Source organism: Actinoplanes sp. L3-i22 (assembly GCF_019704555.1).
In the GTDB taxonomy this organism is placed as follows: domain Bacteria; phylum Actinomycetota; class Actinomycetes; order Mycobacteriales; family Micromonosporaceae; genus Actinoplanes.
Genome location: NZ_AP024745.1, coordinates 3,510,295 through 3,530,034, shown reverse-complemented (window position 1 = coordinate 3,530,034; position 19,740 = coordinate 3,510,295). Strand labels below are relative to the sequence as shown.

The 19,740-nt window shown below is 72.6% G+C and carries 22 protein-coding genes; 7 read left to right on the top strand and 15 right to left on the bottom strand.

Features of this window, described 5'->3' with window-relative positions; genetic code table 11:
• Window positions 1-486, bottom strand: coding sequence for a DUF2306 domain-containing protein (locus L3i22_RS15615; protein WP_221327687.1), 486 nt, complete (start codon window positions 484-486; stop codon window positions 1-3).
• 21 nt (window positions 487-507) lie between these two features.
• Here L3i22_RS15615 and L3i22_RS15610 point away from each other — a divergent pair, with 21 nt between their 5' ends.
• Together L3i22_RS15610 and L3i22_RS15605 are read left to right on the top strand one after the other, a co-directional pair.
• Window positions 508-1,092 carry a TetR/AcrR family transcriptional regulator gene (locus L3i22_RS15610; protein WP_221327686.1) on the top strand — a complete coding sequence of 195 codons (585 nt, stop codon included), beginning with the start codon at window positions 508-510 and terminating at the stop codon, window positions 1,090-1,092.
• Window positions 1,067-1,921 (top strand): phosphotransferase, encoded by an 855-nt coding sequence (locus tag L3i22_RS15605; protein WP_221327685.1) that lies wholly within the window; start codon window positions 1,067-1,069, stop codon window positions 1,919-1,921. The genes L3i22_RS15610 and L3i22_RS15605 overlap by 26 nt, the downstream gene beginning before the upstream one ends.
• A 115-nt stretch (window positions 1,922-2,036) precedes the next feature.
• On the opposite strand, the gene L3i22_RS15600 is transcribed toward L3i22_RS15605, so the two are convergent.
• The 3 genes from L3i22_RS15600 to L3i22_RS15590 form a co-directional block, all read right to left on the bottom strand.
• The gene (locus tag L3i22_RS15600) at window positions 2,037-2,771 is read right to left on the bottom strand and encodes a copper homeostasis protein CutC (RefSeq protein WP_221327684.1); all 735 of its coding nucleotides are present in this window, start codon (window positions 2,769-2,771) and stop codon (window positions 2,037-2,039) included.
• 88 nt (window positions 2,772-2,859) lie between these two features.
• Window positions 2,860-3,411: a TetR/AcrR family transcriptional regulator gene (locus L3i22_RS15595; RefSeq protein ID WP_255658260.1), complete on the bottom strand. Its 552-nt coding sequence runs from the start codon at window positions 3,409-3,411 to the stop codon at window positions 2,860-2,862.
• Window positions 3,408-3,980, bottom strand: coding sequence for a sugar O-acetyltransferase (locus L3i22_RS15590; protein WP_255658259.1), 573 nt, complete (start codon window positions 3,978-3,980; stop codon window positions 3,408-3,410). Before L3i22_RS15590 ends, L3i22_RS15595 begins: the two co-directional genes overlap by 4 nt.
• Window positions 3,981-4,211: 231 nt before the next feature.
• On the opposite strand from L3i22_RS15590, the gene L3i22_RS15585 reads away from it, so the two are divergent.
• Window positions 4,212-5,906: a discoidin domain-containing protein gene (locus L3i22_RS15585; protein WP_221327683.1), complete on the top strand. Its 1,695-nt coding sequence runs from the start codon at window positions 4,212-4,214 to the stop codon at window positions 5,904-5,906.
• Window positions 5,907-5,946: 40 nt separating this feature from the next.
• On the opposite strand, the gene L3i22_RS15580 is transcribed toward L3i22_RS15585, so the two are convergent.
• From L3i22_RS15580 to L3i22_RS15555, 6 genes are read right to left on the bottom strand one after another with little or no spacing between them, the layout of a single operon-like run.
• Window positions 5,947-6,441, bottom strand: a complete 495-nt coding sequence (locus L3i22_RS15580; protein WP_221327682.1) for a pyridoxamine 5'-phosphate oxidase family protein — start codon at window positions 6,439-6,441, stop codon at window positions 5,947-5,949.
• Between the two features lie 9 nt (window positions 6,442-6,450).
• Window positions 6,451-6,750 carry a hypothetical protein gene (locus L3i22_RS15575; RefSeq protein ID WP_221327681.1) on the bottom strand — a complete coding sequence of 100 codons (300 nt, stop codon included), beginning with the start codon at window positions 6,748-6,750 and terminating at the stop codon, window positions 6,451-6,453.
• A gap of 26 nt (window positions 6,751-6,776) precedes the next feature.
• The gene (locus L3i22_RS15570; RefSeq protein WP_221327680.1) at window positions 6,777-7,511 is read right to left on the bottom strand and encodes a CPBP family intramembrane glutamic endopeptidase; all 735 of its coding nucleotides are present in this window, start codon (window positions 7,509-7,511) and stop codon (window positions 6,777-6,779) included.
• A 46-nt stretch (window positions 7,512-7,557) separates the two neighbouring features.
• Window positions 7,558-8,289: a hypothetical protein gene (locus L3i22_RS15565; RefSeq protein ID WP_221327679.1), complete on the bottom strand. Its 732-nt coding sequence runs from the start codon at window positions 8,287-8,289 to the stop codon at window positions 7,558-7,560.
• A gap of 49 nt (window positions 8,290-8,338) precedes the next feature.
• Window positions 8,339-8,992 (bottom strand): hypothetical protein, encoded by a 654-nt coding sequence (locus L3i22_RS15560; RefSeq protein WP_221327678.1) that lies wholly within the window; start codon window positions 8,990-8,992, stop codon window positions 8,339-8,341.
• Between the two features lie 39 nt (window positions 8,993-9,031).
• Entirely contained in the window at window positions 9,032-9,664 is a 633-nt protein-coding gene (locus L3i22_RS15555; RefSeq protein ID WP_221327677.1) for an HNH endonuclease family protein, read from the bottom strand.
• 210 nt (window positions 9,665-9,874) lie between these two features.
• On the opposite strand from L3i22_RS15555, the gene L3i22_RS15550 reads away from it, so the two are divergent.
• Genes L3i22_RS15550 through L3i22_RS15540 form a run of 3 tightly spaced genes read left to right on the top strand, consistent with a single transcriptional unit; the run spans window position 9,875 to window position 12,552 of the window.
• Window positions 9,875-11,407 carry an alkaline phosphatase gene (locus L3i22_RS15550; RefSeq protein ID WP_221327676.1) on the top strand — a complete coding sequence of 511 codons (1,533 nt, stop codon included), beginning with the start codon at window positions 9,875-9,877 and terminating at the stop codon, window positions 11,405-11,407.
• Window positions 11,404-12,171, top strand: a complete 768-nt coding sequence (locus L3i22_RS15545; protein ID WP_221327675.1) for a discoidin domain-containing protein — start codon at window positions 11,404-11,406, stop codon at window positions 12,169-12,171. Before L3i22_RS15550 ends, L3i22_RS15545 begins: the two co-directional genes overlap by 4 nt.
• 9 nt (window positions 12,172-12,180) lie before the next feature.
• Window positions 12,181-12,552, top strand: a complete 372-nt coding sequence (locus tag L3i22_RS15540) for an MmcQ/YjbR family DNA-binding protein (RefSeq protein ID WP_221327674.1) — start codon at window positions 12,181-12,183, stop codon at window positions 12,550-12,552.
• A gap of 68 nt (window positions 12,553-12,620) precedes the next feature.
• Here the strand turns inward: L3i22_RS15540 and L3i22_RS15535 are convergent, their stop codons facing one another.
• Together L3i22_RS15535 and L3i22_RS15530 are read right to left on the bottom strand one after the other, a co-directional pair.
• Window positions 12,621-13,505 carry an RNA polymerase sigma-70 factor gene (locus tag L3i22_RS15535; RefSeq protein WP_221327673.1) on the bottom strand — a complete coding sequence of 295 codons (885 nt, stop codon included), beginning with the start codon at window positions 13,503-13,505 and terminating at the stop codon, window positions 12,621-12,623.
• A 129-nt stretch (window positions 13,506-13,634) separates the two neighbouring features.
• On the bottom strand, window positions 13,635-14,012 hold the full coding sequence (locus L3i22_RS15530) for a DoxX family protein (protein WP_221327672.1): 378 nt from the start codon (window positions 14,010-14,012) through the stop codon (window positions 13,635-13,637).
• A 349-nt stretch (window positions 14,013-14,361) separates the two neighbouring features.
• On the opposite strand from L3i22_RS15530, the gene L3i22_RS15525 reads away from it, so the two are divergent.
• Window positions 14,362-14,877: a hypothetical protein gene (locus L3i22_RS15525; RefSeq protein WP_221327671.1), complete on the top strand. Its 516-nt coding sequence runs from the start codon at window positions 14,362-14,364 to the stop codon at window positions 14,875-14,877.
• A gap of 335 nt (window positions 14,878-15,212) precedes the next feature.
• Here L3i22_RS15525 and L3i22_RS15520 read toward each other — a convergent pair whose 3' ends face one another.
• The 3 genes from L3i22_RS15520 to L3i22_RS15510 form a co-directional block, all read right to left on the bottom strand.
• Window positions 15,213-15,932, bottom strand: coding sequence for an HAD family phosphatase (locus L3i22_RS15520; protein WP_221327670.1), 720 nt, complete (start codon window positions 15,930-15,932; stop codon window positions 15,213-15,215).
• A 443-nt stretch (window positions 15,933-16,375) separates the two neighbouring features.
• Window positions 16,376-18,973, bottom strand: a complete 2,598-nt coding sequence (locus L3i22_RS15515) for an FtsX-like permease family protein (protein ID WP_221327669.1) — start codon at window positions 18,971-18,973, stop codon at window positions 16,376-16,378.
• Window positions 18,967-19,713: an ABC transporter ATP-binding protein gene (locus tag L3i22_RS15510; RefSeq protein ID WP_221327668.1), complete on the bottom strand. Its 747-nt coding sequence runs from the start codon at window positions 19,711-19,713 to the stop codon at window positions 18,967-18,969. Before L3i22_RS15510 ends, L3i22_RS15515 begins: the two co-directional genes overlap by 7 nt.
• Between the last annotated feature and the right edge of the window lie 27 nt (window positions 19,714-19,740).

Genomic DNA, 19,740 nt, shown 5'->3' with positions numbered 1-19,740 from the left:
TCAGCGCTCCGGCCGGCCCGCTCCCACCGGGGCGGGCCGCCGGGCCAGCAGGATCACCGCGCCGGCCAGCCCGAGCGCGAGGGCCGCGCCGGTCGCCAGCCCGAGCGGCTCGTGCCGGAACCACTGCGGAATGTCCCGCTGCGGGACCACGACCGCGCCGATCAGGGCGCCGACCAGCCCGAGATAGGACCCGGTCATGAACTGCCGGTGCAGGTCGATCCGGTGCGTGACGGCGGCCCAGAGCCCGATCGACAGGGTCACGAAGGTGAACACGGACAGCCCGTGGATCCAGGAGAAGTGCCCGGGCCGCAGCTTCTTGATCACGAACGAGCTGAGCACCACCCAGTACATCGAGACCACCCAGACCCGGCCCACCCAGCGGTGCGGCCGGTCCCCCTTGACCGGCCGGAGCAGGTTCCACGCCCCCAGCGCCAGCGCGACCGTGGCCCCGCCGGCGTGCAGCGCGATAACAACGTTATTCGCCATAACGCTGTTATAGTCGCTCGCGTGCCACCCGTCAATCGCCCGGACCTGACCGCCCGCCTCGTCGACGAGGCCGCGCGGATGCTCGTCGAGCAGGGCCCGGCCGGGTTGTCCCTGCGCAAGCTCGCCGCGGCCTGTGGGGTGTCGACGATGCCGGTGTACACGCTGTTCGGCGACAAGCAGGGCCTGCTCGCCGCCATGCACTGGGAGGGCTTCCGCCGCCTGGGCGCGGCACTGGCCGCGGTCGAGCCGACCGACGACCCGATGACCGACCTGATCGCCCTCGGGGTGGCCTACCGGGCGGCGGCCCTGGCCAGCCCGAACCTGTACGGCCTGATGTTCGGCCGGATCACCGCCGAGTTCAGCCCGGACACCGAGAGCCGCACCGCGGCCGACCTCACCTACCAGCCCCTGGTCCTGGCCGTCGCCCGCTGCCAGCGGGCCGGGGTCTTCCACGGGGACGACCCGGAGCGGATCGCCCTGCACCTGTGGGCGGTCACCCACGGGATGGTCAACCTGGAACTCAACCAGCAACTGCCCGACGTCGGCGATCCGGCCGACCTGTTCCTGGAGGCCCTGGGCTATGCCGGCATCCCCTTCCTCGCCTGACGCCACCCCCGCACCCGGCGCCGCCTCCCCGCCCGACCGCCTTTCCGCACCCGGCGCCGCTGAGGTCCAGGGCGGCCGGCTGCCCGGCGGCTTCGACAACGGGGCGGTGCGAGTCGGCGACACCGTGCGGCGGCAGGCCGGCCCGTGGACGCCGGCGGTGCACGCGCTGCTCAGACACCTCGCGGAGGCCGGCTTCGAGCGCGCCCCGACCGTCCTCGGCCTCGACGACCAGGGGCGCGAGATGCTGTCGTACCTGCCCGGCACGGTGATCGGCGCGAGCCGCCCGTGGCCGGCCTGGGCGCACGGCGACGAGGCCCTGCGGCAGGTCGCCGGGTGGGCCCGGGACTATCACGCCGCGGTGGCCGGCTTCGTGCCCCCGGCCGGCGCGGTCTGGCGCGAGGGCGGCACCTGGCGACCGGATCTGATCATCGGCCACAACGACGCCGCGCCGTACAACGCGGCCTGGTCCGGCACCCACCTCACCGGCTTCTTCGACTGGGACCTGGCCGGCCCGGCCACCGCCGGCGACGACCTGGCGATGATCGCGTTCAGCTGGGTCCCGCTGCACGCCCGGCACGTGGTCGCGGCCGAGGGCTTCACCGCGTTCGAGGACCGGCCCCGCCGCCTGCGCCTGTTCCTGGACACCTACGGCTGGACCTCCGCGCCGAGCGACTTCGTCGACCTGATCCGCGCCCGGGTGACCGCCACCGCCCGGCGCCTGCGCGCCACGGCGGCCGGCGGCGACCCCACCTATGCCCGCATGATCACCGCGGGCACCGACACCGCCCTGGACACCGCCGTCCGCGAGCTGGCCGCCTTCCGGGCCTGAGCCAGGCAGATGGGCCTGAGCCAGGCAGAAAGGCCTGAGCCAGGCAGATGGGTCTGAGCCAGGCAGATGGGCCCGAGCCAGGCAGATGGGCCTGAGCCAGGCGGAAGGGTCTGAGTCAGGGGCGGGCGCCGGCGGCGCGCAGGGCGGCGTGGATGCGCTCGACCTCGTGCTCGTCGGTGGTCTCCCGGCCGGACTCGCCCTGCGCGGCGGTGCCCAGCGTCAGCGCGGCGGCGTCCGGCACGGTGTGCTTCGCCGAGGCGTGCACGGCCGGGACGCCGAGCCGGACCAGCGGCTCGATCAGGTCGGCCCGGACGCCGCCGCCGGCCATCACCTCCAGCCGGCCACCGGCCACCGCGACCAGGTGGGCCAGGCCGGGCAGCGAGTCGCCGACCGTGGTCGGGCCGCCCGCGGTGAGGATCCGCCGGACGCCGAGGCCGAGCAGCGTCTCGATCGCCTTCTCCGGGTCGGCCAGCAGGTCGAAGGCCCGGTGGAAGGTGACGCTCGCCCCGCCCGCGGCGTCGATCACGCGTTCCACCAGGTCGGTGTCGACCTGCCCGTCGCGGACGCCGCCGACCACCACGCCGGCGGCGCCGGCCGCGACCGCGTGCCGCACGTCCCGGACGATGATCGCCAGCTCGTCCGGCGCGTAGCCGAAGTCGCCGGGCCGGGGCCGGACCAGGACGTGCATCGGCGGCGCGCCCGGCGTCGACACGGCCGCGTCGAGCAGGCCGAACGACGGGGTGACGCCGCCGAGCGCCAGTGCCGAGCACAATTCGACCCGGTCCACCCGGAGACGGGTGGCGACGTGGAGACCATGCGCGTCCTGAACGGCGAGCTCGAAGGCGATCATTAAACAATCATTGCAGTAAGGGATCCGGGCCCGGCAGCCCGGACACGCCGGGAATAGCAGGCGTCACAGTGCCGCCGGGAAACGACGGTCAGCGGAGGTAGCGCTCGACCGCGTGCCGGATCTGCTCCGGGGTCATCGGGTCGGTGGACAGCACGCTGTGCAGGACCAGACCCTCGATCAGCGCGTCCACCTCCCGGGCGGTGGTCGGGTCGAAGTGCCGTTCCAGCGCGTCCCGGCTGCGCTGCATCCAGCCCTGGGTGACCGCCCGCAGCGCCGGGTTGCGGGCCGCCGCGACGTACAGCTCGACGGCCATCACCAGGTCGTTCGGCGACCCGATCAGGTCGTCGCGGATCAGCGTGATGACCGCCTCGATCGCGCCGTCCCGGTCGGTGGCCGCGCCGAGCCGCTCGTCGAAGACGTCGGCGGCGGCCGCGGCGTGCCGGCTGAACGCCTCGGCGAGCACCTCGTCGAGCGACGCGAAGTGGTAGGTCATCGACCCGAGCGGGACGTCGGCGGCCCGGGCGATCTCCCGGTGCGTGGTCCCGGCGACGCCGCGCTCCGCGATCACCCGCCGGGCCGCGTCGATCAGCCGGTCCCGCCGGCCCGGATCGTGCCGCCGGGTGCGCCGGACCTCGCTCACGCGATGCTACGGATGACGCGGGCCGGGTTGCCGACCGCGACGACGTCGGCCGGCAGGTCCCGGGTCACCACCGAGCCGGCGCCGACCACGGTGTTCGCCCCGATGGTCACGCCGGGCAGGACGATCGCGCCGGAGCCGAGCCAGACGTTGTCGCCGATCACGATCGGTTTCGCCGCCTCCCACTTGTCGCGGCGCGGGCCGGGCTCGATCGGGTGGGTCGGGGTGAGCAGCTGGACGTTCGTCCCGATCTGCACGTCGGCGCCGATGGTGATCGGCGCGACGTCCAGCGCGACGAGCCCGAAGTTAACGAAGGTCCGCGCGCCGATCCGGAGGTTCGTGCCGTAGTCGACGCGCAGCGGCGGCCGGATCTCGACGCCCTCACCCACCGCGCCGAGCAGGTCGGTCAGCAGTCGCCGGCGCTCGCCTGCGTTCCGGATCGGGGTCGCGTTGTACTCGTCCATCAGGTCGAATGCGCGCAGGGCCGCCTCGCCGAGCTCCGGGTCGTCGGCGAGGTAGAGGTCCCCGGCGAGCATCCGCTCGCGCATCGAGCGGGTGTCAGGCGTGGTCATGCGTACGAGCGTACACATGACCCCACCACGGCGGACGGTTCCGGAACCTACCAGCCGTACCGCCGCCGACTTCCGCGCTGACCTGCGCCGATGCCGGAACCGCTCTCGGAACCGGTTCCGGGCACCCATTGACACTTGTTCACGGCGGCGACACAGTGTCCCGCAAGAGAGCGTTTTCACAGCTTGTTCCCCTGGTGGAAACGACTTCGACACATCCTTCAGGAGTCCCCCATGTCGATGGCCCCTGCCCAGAAACGTCCCCGAAGATGGCTCGTCGCGGCGGCCGCGGCCGGCCTGCTCGGCGCGCTCTGCGTGGCGCCGACCAGCGCCAGCGCCGCGGAGACCCTCGTCTCGCAGAACAAGGCGGTCACCGCCTCGTCGTCCGAGTGGGCCGGCACGCCGGCCACCGCCGCGGTCGACGGTGACAACGGAACCCGCTGGTCCAGCGCGTTCGCCGCGTCGCAGTGGTTCCAGGTCGACCTCGGCGCGGCCACCGCGGTCAGCCGGATCGCGATCAACTGGGAGAACGCGTACGCCAAGGCGTTCACCATCCAGTTCTCCGCCGACGGCGGCACCTACACGCAGGCCTACGCGACCACCACGGCGACCGGCGGCCAGCAGAGCATCACGGTCTCCGGGACCGCCCGCTACGTGCGGATCAACCTCACGCAGCGCGCCCTGGAGGCGTACGGATACTCGTTCTGGGAATTTCAGGTCTTCTCCGGCAGCGTCGTGACGAACCCTACGAACAAGCTGCTTTCGTACGCCAAACCGGCGCGCGCCTCGACCGAGCAGAACGACGTCAACTGCAACCCGTGCACGGCCGACAAGGCGTTCGACAACGACCCGGCGAGCCGCTGGGCGACCAGCTCGACCACCGGCTGGGTCGACCCGGGCTGGATCTACGTCGACCTGGGCGCGTCCGCGAACGTCACCCAGGTGGTACTGCAGTGGGACCCGGCGTACGCGAAGGCGTACCAGATCCAGGTCTCCAACGACGCCACGAACTGGACGAGCATCTACTCGACCACCACCGGTGACGGCCTCAAGGACGTCATCAACGCCACCGGGACCGGGCGCTACGTGCGGATGTACGGCACGGCGCGCAGCGGCCCGTACGGCTACTCGCTCTGGGAGTTCAGCGTGTACGGCACCGGCGGCAGCCCGGTCGACCCGCCCGCGAAGCCGGCCGACCCGAGCTTCCCGGCCTCGCGCCTGGTCTTCGCCGACGAGTTCAACGGCGGGAACGGCGCCAAGCCGGACACCGCTAAGTGGACCTACGACCCGGGCGTCCCGCAGAACGGCGAGGTCCAGTACTACACGCCGAACAGCGAGAACGCCGCGATGAACGGCGCCGGCCAACTCGTCATCCAGGCCAAGAAGCAGGACTACGAGGGCCGGCAGTACACCTCGGCCCGGATGAACACCAGCAACAAGTTCAGCGTCCAGTACGGCCGGGTCGAGGCCCGGATCAAGGTGCCGAAGGGCAACGGCCTGTGGCCGGCCTTCTGGATGATGGGCTCGGACTTCCTGCAGGGACGGCCCTGGCCGTACAACGGGGAGATCGACATCATGGAGATCCTCGGCCGGAACACCAACGAGCTGTACACGACGCTGCACGCGCCGGCGTACAACGGGGCCGGCGGCTACGGCCAGAAGTACACCTCGGGCGCGGACCTGTCGCAGGACTTCCACGTCTACGCGGTCGAGTGGGACAGCAAGGGGATGCGCTTCTTCCTCGACAACACGCTGGTCTTCAACGCCGCCAAGGACACCGTGGAGAACACCCGCGGCCCGTGGATCTACGACCACCAGTTCTACGTGATCCTGAACCTGGCGGTCGGCGGCGACTTCCCCGGCCCGATCGACGCCAGCACCCCGTTCCCGAGTCAGATGCTGGTCGACTACGTGCACGTCTACCAGTGAGATGATCCGCGGCAGGGCATTCCCCCAGGCCCTGCCGCGGTCACTGGAGTTCGGTGACGTCCGGCGCGTAGACCGTGACGAAGTGCGGGCGCAGCCGGAAGTAGACGACCTCGTTCACCCAGTCGAACGCGTCGTCGCCGTAGAACCCCTTGAAGTAGTCCAGCAGACCGGTCTCGACGGTCAGATCGATCGCCTCGGCCGTCCCGTGCACGAAGACGCCCAGGTCCTCGCCGCGCAGATGCGACACGCTGGCGGCCGGGCGGGCGGCCAGATGACGGGCCTTCGCCGCGGTCCGGGCCGTCCCGAAGACCCAGCACCCGTGCAGGAAGTGCCCGTCGACGGCACTGATCCGCGGCTCCCCCTTCGCGGTCACGGTGGCCAGCGACAGCACGCACATCCCGGTCAGCACCCCGGCGAGCCGCTCGGCCGTGATGGTCCGCTCGGCCACGATCGACCGCAGGTGCGCGGTCGCCCCGCTCAGCGAGGCATCCAGCAGTCGCTGCAGCTCAGCGATCTCCTCCGGCGTCTCCCGCACGGCCGGGCCTCAGGGCTTCCGGTCGGCGGCGAGATAGGAGGCGGCGGCGGTCACGGCCGACACCGCCAGGACCGCCGGCCACGAGCCGATCCGCTTGGCCAGGGGATGCGAAAGACCGAAGGCGCCGACATACGTCGCGGCCAGCGCCGCCGTCACGACCGGGCTGGTGCGCCGGGCCCACTCCCGCCCCGCGACCACACCCCCGGCGGCGAGCACCGCCCCGCCGAGCGGCCGGACACCGGTCCGGCGGGCGATCTGCCACCCGCCGATGAGAGAGCCTGCGGTGATCACCGCGGTGGGAACACGCATGCCCCCGACCCTACCGCCGCGGGTGGTCAGCTGAAGCTGGTGGTGGCCAGCGCGGCGGCGATCAGCAGCCCCAGGCCGTTCGTGGCCCAGTGCAGCGCCGCCGCCGCGAGCAGGCTGCCGGACCGCCGGCGCAGCTCGCAGAGCAGCAGCCCGGCCAGCCCGGTGAAGGCGACCGCGCCGAGGATCGCCAGCACCCGGCCGGTGGCGCCGACCCCCAGGGTCGCCCCGACCGCCGCGTTGACCTGGGCCAGGCGCAGCGACGGCAGGATGTGCCAGAGCCCGAAGAGGACCGACGACGTGATGCTCGCCCAGGTCGCGCCGCGGTGCCGGTTGACCAGGCCGAGCAGGACGCCGCGGAACGCCACCTCCTCCAGCAGGACCGTGCCCAGCGGCACCACCACGAACGCGGTGAGCAGGGCGGCCCCGGGGTGCAGGTGGTAACGGACGTCGTGGAAGGCGACCCGGGTGGCCGGGATCGCGGCGCCGGCCGTGTAGACCACCGCGACGATCACGACGGCGCCCAGCGCGTACTTCAGGCCGGGCAGGAACGTCCGCCGGGACAGGCCCAGGTCGTGCCAGGTGAGGCCGGCCCCGCGGGCGATCAGGACCAGGGCCAGCGCGACGACCGGCCCGGCGACCAGCCCGGTGTGGTGCGGACCGAACTTGTCGGCGACGTTGACCGCGGCGAGAATCGCGAGGACGACGCCGAAGACGAGTGCCAGCCTCCGACGCGACAGATGGGCGTGCGTGAGGTCTGGCATGTCCCCTCGAACGCTACCCGCCCGCCCGGGCCCCCTCCAAAAGGCGTCAGGCCGCGACCTTCGGCCGGGTGACCACGACCGGCTTCCCGAAATCGCTGAACCGGGTGGTCAGCGTCAGGTCGCCGGTGTAGGTCCTGAGCATCACCACGATCGACGTGACGTTGCCCTCGGTGTCGGCCGTCGCGGTGAACCGCGCGCCGCTCGATCCGGACAGGCTCAGCGCCGGCGCGCCCACCGGGATGAAGACGCCGCCGTCCTTCTTCGCCACCCGGAACGAGCCGTCGTAGGCGCCCGGCCCGGTCTGTTCCACCCAGGCCACCGCGTCCGCGAAGTCGCCCAGCCCGTTCGGGTCCGCCGGGTTCACCAGGAAGAAGACGCTCTTCGGGTCGAACGTGTCCGGGTCGACCCGCGCCCACCTCTTCCGCTCGGAGGTCCGCAGGTAGAGCGCCTTGTCGACGAGGATCAGCTCGCGGGTGCCGGTCGTCGCGCCGTCGGTGACCTTGATGGTCCGGCTGAGCGCGCCGGCTCCCGGGTCGTGCGCGCCGGTCACGTCGATCCGCTGGTCGGCGGTGACGTTGCCCTCGACGGTGTACCGGTAGGTGGTCTTCGCGAACCGCCCCAGCGCCGCGACGAACTCGTCCTTCGTCACGGCGTGCGCCGCCGCGGCCGCGCTGGCCTCGGCATACGACGTGTCCGGCGGCCGCCGGACCGGCTCGGCACACCCGCCGAGCACACCGGCAAGGGCAAGACCCAGGAACAGCGCTTTCGGTACGTGCATCGTCCCCCCGTAACGCCATGATCAGCATCGATACGATACGCGGCGCGGCTCAGAAGAGCGTGCCCTCCGCGGCGTTCTTCGGCACGGTGACCTTGACCGGCTTGCCGAAATCGCTGAACCTGCTGGTCATCGTCGAGGTCCCGGTGACCGTCTTGAGGGTGACCACGACCGAGGTGAGGTTGCCCGCGTCGTCGGTGGTGGCGGTGAACGAGCCGCCCCCCATCCCGATGGCGGTCAGGCTGGGCGCCCCGACCGGCAGGATGCGCCGCGCCATCGGGTCGAAGGCGCCCTTGAACGCGTGCGGCCCGTCCGGGTCGATCCAGTTCAGCGCCTTCCCGAAGGCGGCCAGCCCGCTCGGGTCGTCCACATCGAGTCCGGACGGGTTCGACCCGCCGCCGACGGCGTGGATCCACCGCTCGTCCTTGCCGTCCCGGACATAGATGTCCTTGCCGGAGATGACGAGGTTCGTCGTGCGACCGGAGGCCTCGACGGTCCGGGTGAGCCGCCGCGCCTTCGGATCGTGGGCGCCGGACGCGTGGATTCGCTGGCCCCCGGTCAGGTCGGCGGAGACGTCGAGCCGGTAGCTGACGGTCCGGAACCGCTCGATCGCGGCGAGGAAGTCCCGCTTCGCGAGCCGGGACCCTACCCGGGCCGGGCCGCTCCCGCCGTACCGGGAGACGAGTTGGTGACACGGCCGCCGCACGCAGTGCGACGGCCGTGTGTGGAGCGCGAGCGGAACCGGTCAGCTGCAGGTGTTGAGCATGGTCTGCAGCGCGGTCTTCTCGGTGGACTGCAGGGTCAGGGCCCAGTAGTACTTGACCGCGATCCACATCCGGGCGTAGGTGCACCGGTACGACGTCACCGACGGCTGCCAGGTCGACGGGTCCTGGTCGCTCTTGGACTGGTTGACGTTGTCGGTGACCGCGATCAGCTGCGGGCGGGTCAGGTCGTTCGCGAAGCTCTGCCGCTTGGCGGTGGTCCACGCGGAGGCGCCGGAGCGCCAGGCCTCGGCGAGCGGGACGACGTGGTCGATGTCCAGGTCGCTCGCCGCGGTCCAGGTCGCGCCGTCGTACGGCGAGAACCAGGAACCGCTGGTCGCCGCGCAGGCCGAGCTGACCACCACGTTGGAGCCGTCGCGCTTGAGGACGGTCTCGCGGGTGTTGCAGGTGCCGCTGATGGTGATCCAGTGCGGGAACAGGTCCCGGTCGTACGTGCTCGCGTTGGCCTCGGCGGCGACGGTGAGCGAGTTCAGCTCGGTCTGCGCGGTGGCCTTGGTGGGGATGTTCGGCGGGGTGGCCTGGGCCGGGGACGCGAGCAGGCCGGCGGCGATCGCGGCGGTCGCCAGCGTGGCCAGGAGACGGGTGACGGTACGCATGTGGTGCTCCCATCGGGGATGAAACGGGACACCAAAGGATTACGGGAATTCGACATCCATGGATGGGTTTTGCCGTGAACTTCTTGTTGCCTGAGCGCGAAGACCGATTCGCCGGGGTTTCCAGCGCATGTACAACGGGCTAACCAAACGGCATAAATCCCCCGGCGGTCACTAGCATTATCCGAAATATCAAGACATTGGAGGTACGGCGTGCGGGTCACTCGACGGCGGCTGTTCGCGCTCGGCGGCACCGCGCTGATCGGAGCGATCCCCGCCCCGCGGACCGGCGACCCGTTCACGCTCGGCGTCGCCTCCGGGGATCCGCTGCCGGACGGCGTGCTGCTCTGGACCCGGCTGGCGCCGCAGCCCCTGGAGCCGGCCGGCGGCCTGCCGGCGGTCCGGTTCCCGGTGCGGTGGCAGGTTGCCGACGACGAGCGGTTCACCCGGGTGGTCCGGTCCGGCACCGCCACGGCCGCGCCGGAGTACGGCCACTCGGTGCACGTGGACGTCCAGGGCCTGCGCCCGGGCCGCGACTACTTCTACCGGTTCCGCAGCCAGGGGCACCTGAGCCCGGTCGGCCGGACCCGCACCGCGCCGGGCCGGGCGGCGTCCCCCGACGCGCTGCGGTTCGCGATCGCGTCCTGCCAGGCGTACGGCGACGGGTACTACGACGCGTGGCGGCACCTCGCGGCGGAGGACCTCGACGTGGTGTTCTTCCTCGGCGACTACATCTACGAGGGCGCGATCACCAGCGCCGGCGGGAACCGGATGGATCCCGCGCTCCGGCTGCCGGACACGTTCGAGCTGGAGACCGACACGCTCGACCTGTACCGGATGCGGTACGCGCTCTACCGCACCGATCCCGACCTGCAGGCCGCCCACGCGGCGTTCCCCTGGGTGCTGACCTGGGACGACCATGAGGTCCAGGACAACTACGCGGACGGGGTGCCGCGGGCGGCGACCGTACCGTCGCCGGATTTTCTGGTTCGCCGGGCGAACGCCTATCGCGCCTACTGGGAGAACCAGCCGCTGCGCCGGCCCCGGCAGCCGATCGGGCCGGACATGTCGCTGTACCGCCGGTTCCGCTTCGGGGACCTGGCCCACGCCTACGTCCTGGACACCCGGCAGTACCGGACCGATCAGGCCTGCGGCGACAACCTTCGGGCCGGCTGCGACGCCCGGAACGACCCGGATCGCACCCTGCTCGGCGCCGGCCAGCGCGACTGGCTGCTCGACCGGATGGGCCGGTCCGAGGCGCGCTGGAACATCCTGGCGCAGCAGATCATGATGGCCGAGTGCAGGTACGGCGGTCCGGCCAACCGCCTCGACATGGACAAGTGGGACGGCTACACCGTCGACCGCGGCCGCATTCTGGAAACCGCCGCCCGGATGCCGGGAACCGTGGTGATCTCCGGCGACATCCACTACCACTACGCGGCGGACCTGCGACCCGACTTCGGCCGGCCGGAGACCGCGGCGGTCGCGGTCGAGCTGGTCGGCACGTCGATCTCCAGCGGCGGCGACGGCGCCGACACCACCCCGCAGCTCGACCTGCAGCGCCGGTACAACCCGCACCTGCGCCTCGCGAACGGGCAGCGCGGCTACGTCCGGTGCACGCTCGGGCGCGATGCCCTGCGCGCCGACTACCGGGTGATGTCGCAGGTCACCCGGCACGGCGGGACGATCTCGACGCGGGCGTCGTTCGTCTCCGAGCGGACCCGGCCGGGCCTGGTGCCGGCATGATCCGGCTCGCCGCGCTCCTGCTGGTCCTGCCCGGCGGCCCGCCGTCCCCGCCGCCCACCGGCGGGCTGACCGTCGAGCCGCCCACGCCGGCGATCATGACCGGGCAGTGCAACGGTCGCGACGTCACGATCAACCTCAAAAACCCCACCCCCAACCCGATTTACGCGTACGGGACCCTGACCGCGCCCGCCGAGCTGCACCTCCCGCGGAGCCTGATCGCCACCTGGCTGCCGCCCGGCTACACCCGCAGCGTCCCCGTCGCGGTCACCGCGCCGACCGGGACGCGTCCCGGCACGTACCACCTGACCGTGGCCAGCCGTGGCGAGACGGTCGACGTGCCGGTCACGGTCACCGACCCGCCCGCGGGCGCCGGACTGATCCGGCTCGCGTCGACGGTCACCGCGTCGTCGGCCCGGGCCGGTGGCTCCGCGTGCGCCGCGGTCGACGGCGACGCCGGCACGATGTGGACCGACGCCACCGGCAAGCGCTGGCCGGACTGGTGGCAACTGGACTGGCCGGCGCCGCACACGATCAGCCGGGTGGAGGTCGTCACGACCCGGGACCGGGGGTTGCGGGACTGGGACGTGCAGGTCGCTCTTCCGGGTGGCTGGGTGACGGTCACGTCCGTACGGGAAAATGCTCTTGATCGGAAAATGTCGGTCTTCGCGCCGCGGCGGACGACGGGGGTGCGGATCGTCACGCTTGCCGGGAACGCCGTGAACGATCAGTCGCGGCTCGTCGAAGTTGTCATACCGGGTCGCTAGGCTCGCGGTATGGCTGACGCGGACGACGTACGCCGGCTCGCCCTGGCGCTCCCGGAGGTGGCCGAGATCGAGAGCGACGGCTTCGACTTCCGGGTGGCGAACAAGGGCTTCGTCTGGTCGTACCCGGAGCGCGTGCCCGGCAAGCCGCGGGTGATCCGCACCGACGTCGCGGTGCTCTACGTCGGCGACGAGGCGGAGAAGCAGGCCCTGGTGCTCGGCGAGCCGGAGCTGTTCTTCACCACGCCGGGCTACGACGGCCTGCCGCTGGTCATGCTCCGCCTGCCGCCGGTCACCGTCGGCCGGCTCGCCGAGCTGATCACCGACGCCTGGCGGATGCGCGCCCCCGAGGAGCTGGAGAGCCGGCTGACCACCGGCGGCTGAGCGGCTTCAGCTGGGCGGCGTCGGCTGGGCCGCGTCGGCTGGGCGGCGGCTGCTGGGCGGCGTCGCGTTCACCGGCGGCTGAGTGGCGTCGCGGCCCGCGCGTGGGAGAGCTTCTCCGGGTTCCGGACGTAGTACATCCCGGCGATCCGGCCCGCCTCCACCCGGACCGCCAGGATGCCGTCGAGCTCGCCGTTCAGCCGCAGCAGCAGCGCCGGGTGGCCGTTGGCCAGGACGATCTCGACGGTGACCGTCTCGACCGTCTTGCCGATCCCGCCGAGCAGGTACCGGGCCACCTTGTTCGCGCCGGTCACCGGGCGCACCGACGCCTGCTTGATGCCGCCGCCGTCCGCGATCAGGACCAGGTCCGGGGCCAGCACGTCCATCAGTCGCTGCAGGTCACCGGTGTCCAGGGCGCGGCGGAACGAGTCCAGCACGGCGCGGGCCTCGCTCGCCGGGACCGGGGTGCGGGGGCGGCGCTCGTCCACGTGCAGGCGGGCACGGTGGGCGATCTGGCGGACCGCGGCGGGCGTCTTGCCGACCGCCTCGGCGATCTCGCCGTACGGCACGTCGAACGCCTCGCGGAGCACGAAGACCGCCCGCTCGGTCGGCGACAGGGTCTCCAGGACCAGCATCAACGCTATCGAGACGCTCTCCGCGAGCTCGACGTCCTCGGCTACGTCGGGGGTGGTCAGCATCGGCTCGGGGAGCCAGGGGCCGACGTAGGACTCGCGGCGGCGGGTCACGGTGCGGAGGCGGTTCAGGGACTGGCGGGTGGTGATCCGTACCAAATAGGCCCTGGGGTCTTGAATGTGGTCGTGATCGATGTCGACCCAGCGGAGCCAGGTCTCCTGGAGGACGTCCTCGGCGTCCGCGGCGGAACCGAGCATCTCATAGGCGACCGTGAAGAGCAGGTTGCGATGCGCGACGAAGGCGTCGGTCGCCGGATCGGCCATGACGTGAATCCTTTCCCAGCGGGTGGTTCTCTCGACCAGCCGGCTTTGTTTTCAGCCGGCTTTGTTTTCAGGCGGCTCTGTTTTCAGGCGGCTCTGTTTTCAGGCGGCTCTGTTTTCAGGCGGCTCTGTTCAGGCGGCGACCGTCAGGCGGCCCAGTGCGATGAACGCGGCGAGGCCGAGATAGACGATGTTCAACAGCATGATCCGGCTGATTCCCTCGTTCCGGTAGTGCGTGATCAGCGCACCGATCATCAGCAGGATCCAGCAGGCCGCGGTGATCGGCACGAGTACCGGGGCGATGCCGGTCAGGGCCGGCAGGATCAGACCGAACGCGGCCAGGATCTCGAGGACGCCGAGGGTTTTCACGAAGCCGGTGCTCGCGTTCCTGGTCCACTGGCCGCCGGGGGCGGCGGCGAGCTTCTCCTTCGGGACGAAGGTCTTGGAGATGCCGCCGACCAGCGCGACGAAGGCGAGCTGACCGCCGGCGATCCAGAGTGCGGTGTTCATGGGGCGCTCCCGGTTGTTGTTCGGATTCGGCATCCAGACACCGCTCCCCGCCGGATTGTGACGCCAGTGACCCAGGTCTCGTCTTCCCTCTCTCGTCTTCCCTCTCGTCTTCGGCCTTTTGCCGCCGCTCGCGTCTTCGGCCTTGGGCCTTTTGCCGCCGCTCGCGTCCTTGGCCTTGGGCCTTTGCCGCCCGCTCTCGCCGCTCGTCCTGTCACCTTCAGCCGCAGCGGCCCCGGTTCACGTCCCGGGCGTGTCCGAAATCGATCGGCGAGGGTTCTGTCGGGGGTGGGCGATAGGCTCGGGGCGGTAAGCGAGGATGTGGGAGGCGGCCGTGGCCGAGTATTCGCCGGTGCCTGAGCTGAACCTGCTCAAGGCATTTCAGGACGAGGTGGGCTACGAGGCGTATGCCGACGGCTTCGGCCTCGACGACTTCGGCGATCGATCGGGGCTGGCGGCCGGCTGGTCGAAGGACCCGGACTTCCTGGCCCGGCTGACCCCGTTCGCCCGGGCCACCGGCGGCGGTTCGTTCTACGCCCTGTGGCACGTCGACAGCCGCACCGACCTGGCCACCCTCCCGGTCGTCGTCTTCGGCGACGAGGGCGGCCAGCACGTGGTCGCCCGCAACCTGCGCGAACTGTTCCAGCTGCTGGCCTACGACACAGAAATCTCAGTCGACTGGGACGACGCCTACTACTACCGCACCGAGGACCAGACCCCCAGCGACGCCCACGCCCAGTTCGTCACCTGGCTGGCGGAGAATTTCGCCCTCTCCCCCACCGACAACCCGGACGCGCTCCTGGCCCAGGCCCAGTCCGAATTCGGCGACAGCTTCACCGTCTGGTCCAACGCCTACCTGACCACCTGACCACCCAGCCCCAGCCCGGCCCGCGCCCGGGGCTGCCCTGCCGCCCAAGCCCCGTCTTGCCCCAACTCCAGCCCGCACCCTGCGCTGCCCTGCCGCCCCAAGCCCGGCCTGGGCCTGCGCTGCTGGCCAGCCCCACCTTGCCCCAACCCGGCCGACGCCCCCTGCGCTGCCCCGCCAGCCGCCGCCCTGCGCTGCGCTGCCCTGCCAGCCGCCGCCCTGCGCTGCCCTGCCCTGCCCTGCCGGTCTCAGCCCTGCCCCTGCCGCCCTGCCCGGCCCCCCGGCCCCGTCGGGTCGGGTGCGCGGATCGGCGGCGGGCCCTCGGTCGGGCGGGGCGGTCAGAGGGCGGTCGCCGTCAGCGGCGGGGCTGAGCGACGGGTGAGCAGGCCAGGAAGATCGGCCATGTCGGCGAAGATGTGGGTGGCACCGGCTTCCAGCAGCACCTGCGGCGCGTGGTGCGCCGGACTCCCGGCCGGGCAGTAGCCGAACACCGTCGCACCGGCCGCCACCCCGGCCCGGACACCGGTAGCGGTGTCCTCGACAACAGCGGCACGGGCGGGGTCCACACCCAGCGCGGCCGCCGCGGCCAGGTAGACATCCGGCGCGGGCTTGCTGCGGGCCATCTCCATGCCACTGAAGATCTTGCCGGCGAAGACCTGATCCAGCCCCACCTTGCGAAGCTGCAGTTCGATCTTCGGACGATCCGCCCCGCTGGCACAGGCGAGCCGCCCGCCGAACGCCCGATCAATCTCCCGGGCCGCCGCCACCGCCCCCGGAATGGCCTCCAGATCAAGCAGGAGAGCCTCGTTCCGACGCCGGCGGAACTCGGCGATCCACTCGTCGGTGACCGTGAACCCGGTACGCGCGGTGATCACCCCGACCTCGTCCACGAGCGCCCGCCCCACGAACAGCCGAAAACAGTCCGCCTCGCTGACCAGCCATCCCAGCTCGTGCAACATCCCCCGCAGCACAGCGTTCGTGATCCGCTCCGAGTCGACCAGCACCCCGTCACAGTCGAACAGCACAGCGTCAAACGGCAGCCCAGCGTCCTCCAGCATGCCGCCGACCCTAACCGCCCACCCCACCTCCCCGCCGTGGCCAGGCACACACCCCGGCCCCACCACCGCCCTCAAGCTTCCAGCTCCCGGGCAGGAGGTCCTCGGCAGCATGTCCAGCGCCCGAGAGCGACCCGGCAACGGCCGACATCACTCCGGCACCGCTGGTGGTCCGCGAAGAACCGGCCGAGCCCACACGGCCGGCCTCACCGAGCGGCGTGCGGATGCCGGCGAGGACGAGGACGAGAGCGCCAGCACAGGCGAGAGCGCCGACCCGGACTCGGGCGCGCAGCCGCCGGAACGGGCGCGGGCGCTGGCGCTGGGGCCGGCGCTGGGGCTGGGGCCGGCGCAGGAACCGGCTCAAGAGCCGGCGCGGGCGCAAGAGCCGGCGCGGGGGCCGGCGCGGGCGCGGGGGCCGGCGCGGGCGCGGGGGCCGGCGCGGGCCATCAAGCGTCCCGGAGTGAGGCCAGGGCGATGGGTGGGGTGCGCAGCAGCAGCGCCGCCGGGATCAGGCTTGCGGCGAAGGCGACCAGGACGCAGGCCGCGGTGATGCCGCCGATCAGGGCCCACGGTGCGGTGATCTCGACGGTGGCGATCAGGTCGTGCAGGCGGGCCCGGAGGCCGAGGAGCAGCGCCGTGGTGACGCCGGCGGCGAGCAGGACGGCGACCGCGACGACCGTGCCGGTCTCGGCGGCGATCAGGGTCAGGACCTGGCGTGGGGTGGCGCCGCCCAGGCGCAGGACCGCGATGTCGCGCGCCCGGTCGGCGGTGGACATGACCAGCGTGTTCGCGATGGCGATCGCGGTGTAGAGCAGGGTCAGGCCGAGCAGGGCGAGCATCGCGACGTTGTTCATCCGGTTCGCCTGGTCGGCCAGCGCGGCGAAGTAGGCGTCCGGCGTCGCGATCTCCCCGGCCGGCCCGACGACCGCGGCGAGCGCCGCCGGATCCGCATCCCCGGCCAGGTAGACGGCATCAGCGCCAACCGCCCGGTGACCAGCCCCGGCCCCGGCACCCTGCTCGACAGCACCCGCACCCTGAGCAGCAGCGGCTGCATCAACGGCAGCGGCATCAGCAGCGGCGGCGGCGGTGGCATCGGCGGCGGCGGTGGCGGCGGTGGCGGTGGCGGTGGCGGTGGCATCGGCGGTGGCGGCGGCGGTGGCGGCGGTGGGCGGATAGGGCAGCAGGACCGTGTAGCCGAGGTCGAGACTCGGCGGCAGGACGGCGACCACCCGCGGCCGGATCGGTGTCGTGTCCGCCTGCCAGAGCAGGATCCGGTCCCCCACCCGCCAGCCCCGGGACCGCGCCAGGTCCGAGCTGACCACGACGGTGTCCGGGTCACGCAGCGAGCCGGCCGCCGCCGGCAGGTGCCAGACCTGCTCGATGCCGGCGCCGACGTACTCCGCGGAGATCAGCTCGACGGTGTCCCCGGTGAGCATGAACGCCGACGTGCTGTGCACCGGCACCGCCGCGGTGACCCCGGGCACCCCGCGCAGGGCGGTCACCGCGGCGGCCGGGACGCCGACCTGGTCCGCCGCGCTGACCAGCGACGACGCGGAGATCCGGGCGCGGGAGGCGAGCTCGTCGGCCCGCTGGGCGGTCGCGCTGGAGGACAGGATGGTGGCGGCCAGCCCGACCGTGATCAGCACCGGGGCGGCCGTGGACGCGGTCCGCCGGACGGAGGTGAGCGCGTTGCTCCGGGCGATCTGCACGGTCACCCCGGGCAGCGGGCCGGTCAGCACCCGGATCATCAGTGGGGCGATCAGCGGCGCGAACAGCACGACCGCGATCAGCGCGAGGTACGCCGAGAAGAACGTCAGCGCGATCGCGTCCTCCCCGGAGACCGAGCCACCGGCGGCCACCATCGCGGTCGCCCCGCCGGCGAAGAGCAGCCCGAAGATCCACCGCGGGACGGTCATCACCCGCCGGTCCACGGACGCCTCGCGCAGCGCCTCGACCGGCCGCACCTTGCCGGCCCGGCGCGCGGCCGCCCACGTACCGAGAAAGGCGACCAGCAGGCCCGCGCCGGCGGCGGCGAGCATCGCCCACGGGTTGTAGCGGACGGCGAAGCCGGCCGGCGCCAGGCCGTGCCCGGCCAGCCAGCGCCCGCACCCCGGCGCGACCAGCAGCCCGAGCGCGGACCCGGCGATCGTGGCGAGCCCGGCGGCGAGCAGCGCCTCGCCGAGGACCAGCCGCCGCACCTGCCGCGGGGTAGCTCCGGCCGCACGCAGCAGCGCCATCTCCCGTCGCCGCTGGCTGACCGCGAACGCGAACGTCCCGGCCACCACGAAGATCGACACGAAGACCGCGATCCCGCTGAACGTCCCGAGCAGCGCCACCGTGTCGGTCAGCAGGGCGCGATCACCGTCCGGTTCGGCCCGGCTGCGGCGGTCGCCGGTCAGCGCTTCGAGACCCGCCTCCCGTACGCGATCGGCCGCCCCGGCATCGGCGAACCCGATCGCGTCGACCCGCCCACCGGCGAGCCCGGCCGCCGCGGCATCGCTCACGTAGACGGCGTCCGGCCCGCCGGCCACGCCGGTGACCCGCCAGCTGAACGTGCCCTGCCCGGTCCGTACCCCGAGAAGGTCACCGACCCGCCGCCCGGAAGCGGCCGTGACCACCGCCTCCCCCTCGGCGGCGGGCGGACGCCCGGCGGTCAGCGCGGCCGGATGCAGCGCCGCGCTCGCCCACGGGTGCACGTCGACCGCGACGTCGCCGGCCATCGCCGGGATCCGCCGGTCGGTCACCGCACCGGGCAGCGCGGCGAGCCGGGCGACCGCGGCGGCGGGGATCCCCGGCCGCTCCCCGACGGTGTTCGAGGTCTCGAACGAGCCGTCGCCCTCCCCCACCCGCACGGTGATCGTGTCCGACGGGACGGCGACCACGGCGGCCCCGGTGAACCAGACCGGGGAGCGCTCCGCGCGGATCGTCGCGGCGATCGACAGCCCGGTCACGGTGAGCAGGCCGACCCCGAGCGCCAGCGCCACGAACACGCCGACAAACCCGGCCCACCGGGCCCGCAGCGTCTGCACGGCGAGGCTCAGCACGACTCGACCGCCAGGCCGGACTCGAGGCTGGTCATCAGGTCGGCGACGGCGGCCGCGGACATCGCCGGGCGCTCGCCCGCGACCCGCCCGTCGACCAGGAAGACGACCCGGTCCGCCCGGGCGGCGGCGACCGGATCGTGGGTGACCATCACGATGGTCTGGCCGTGCCGGTCGACCATGTCCCGCATCAGGTCGAGGACGCCGCGCCCGGTCGACGAGTCGAGCGCGCCGGTCGGCTCGTCGGCGAACAGCACCGCCGGGCGGGTGATCAGCGCGCGGGCGATCGCGACCCGCTGCTGCTGGCCGCCGGAGAGCTGGGCCGGGCGGTGCCCACCACGGTCGGCGAGGCCGACGGCGGCGAGCATGTCCCGCACCTGGCGGCGGCCCGGCCGGCGGCCACCGAGGCGCAGCGGGAGCGCGACGTTCTGTTCCGCGGTCAGCGAGGGCAGCAGGTTGAACGACTGGAAGACGAACCCGATCCGGTCGCGCCGGAGCAACGTCAGCTCGGTCTCGGACAGCGTGGTCAGCTCGGCGCCGTCGAGCGTCACCGTGCCCGCGTCGGGTTTGTCCAGCCCGGCGGCGCACTGCAGCAGCGTGCTCTTGCCGGAGCCGGACGGGCCCATCACGGCGGTGAACGTGCCCGCCCCGAAGCCCAGGGTGAGCGAGTCGAGGGCGGTGACCGCGCCGGCTCCGCGGCCGTGCCGGCGGCGGACTCCACGCAGGTCGAGCAGGGGATCCATGCCTCAGATCCTGCTCGGGCCGCGGCC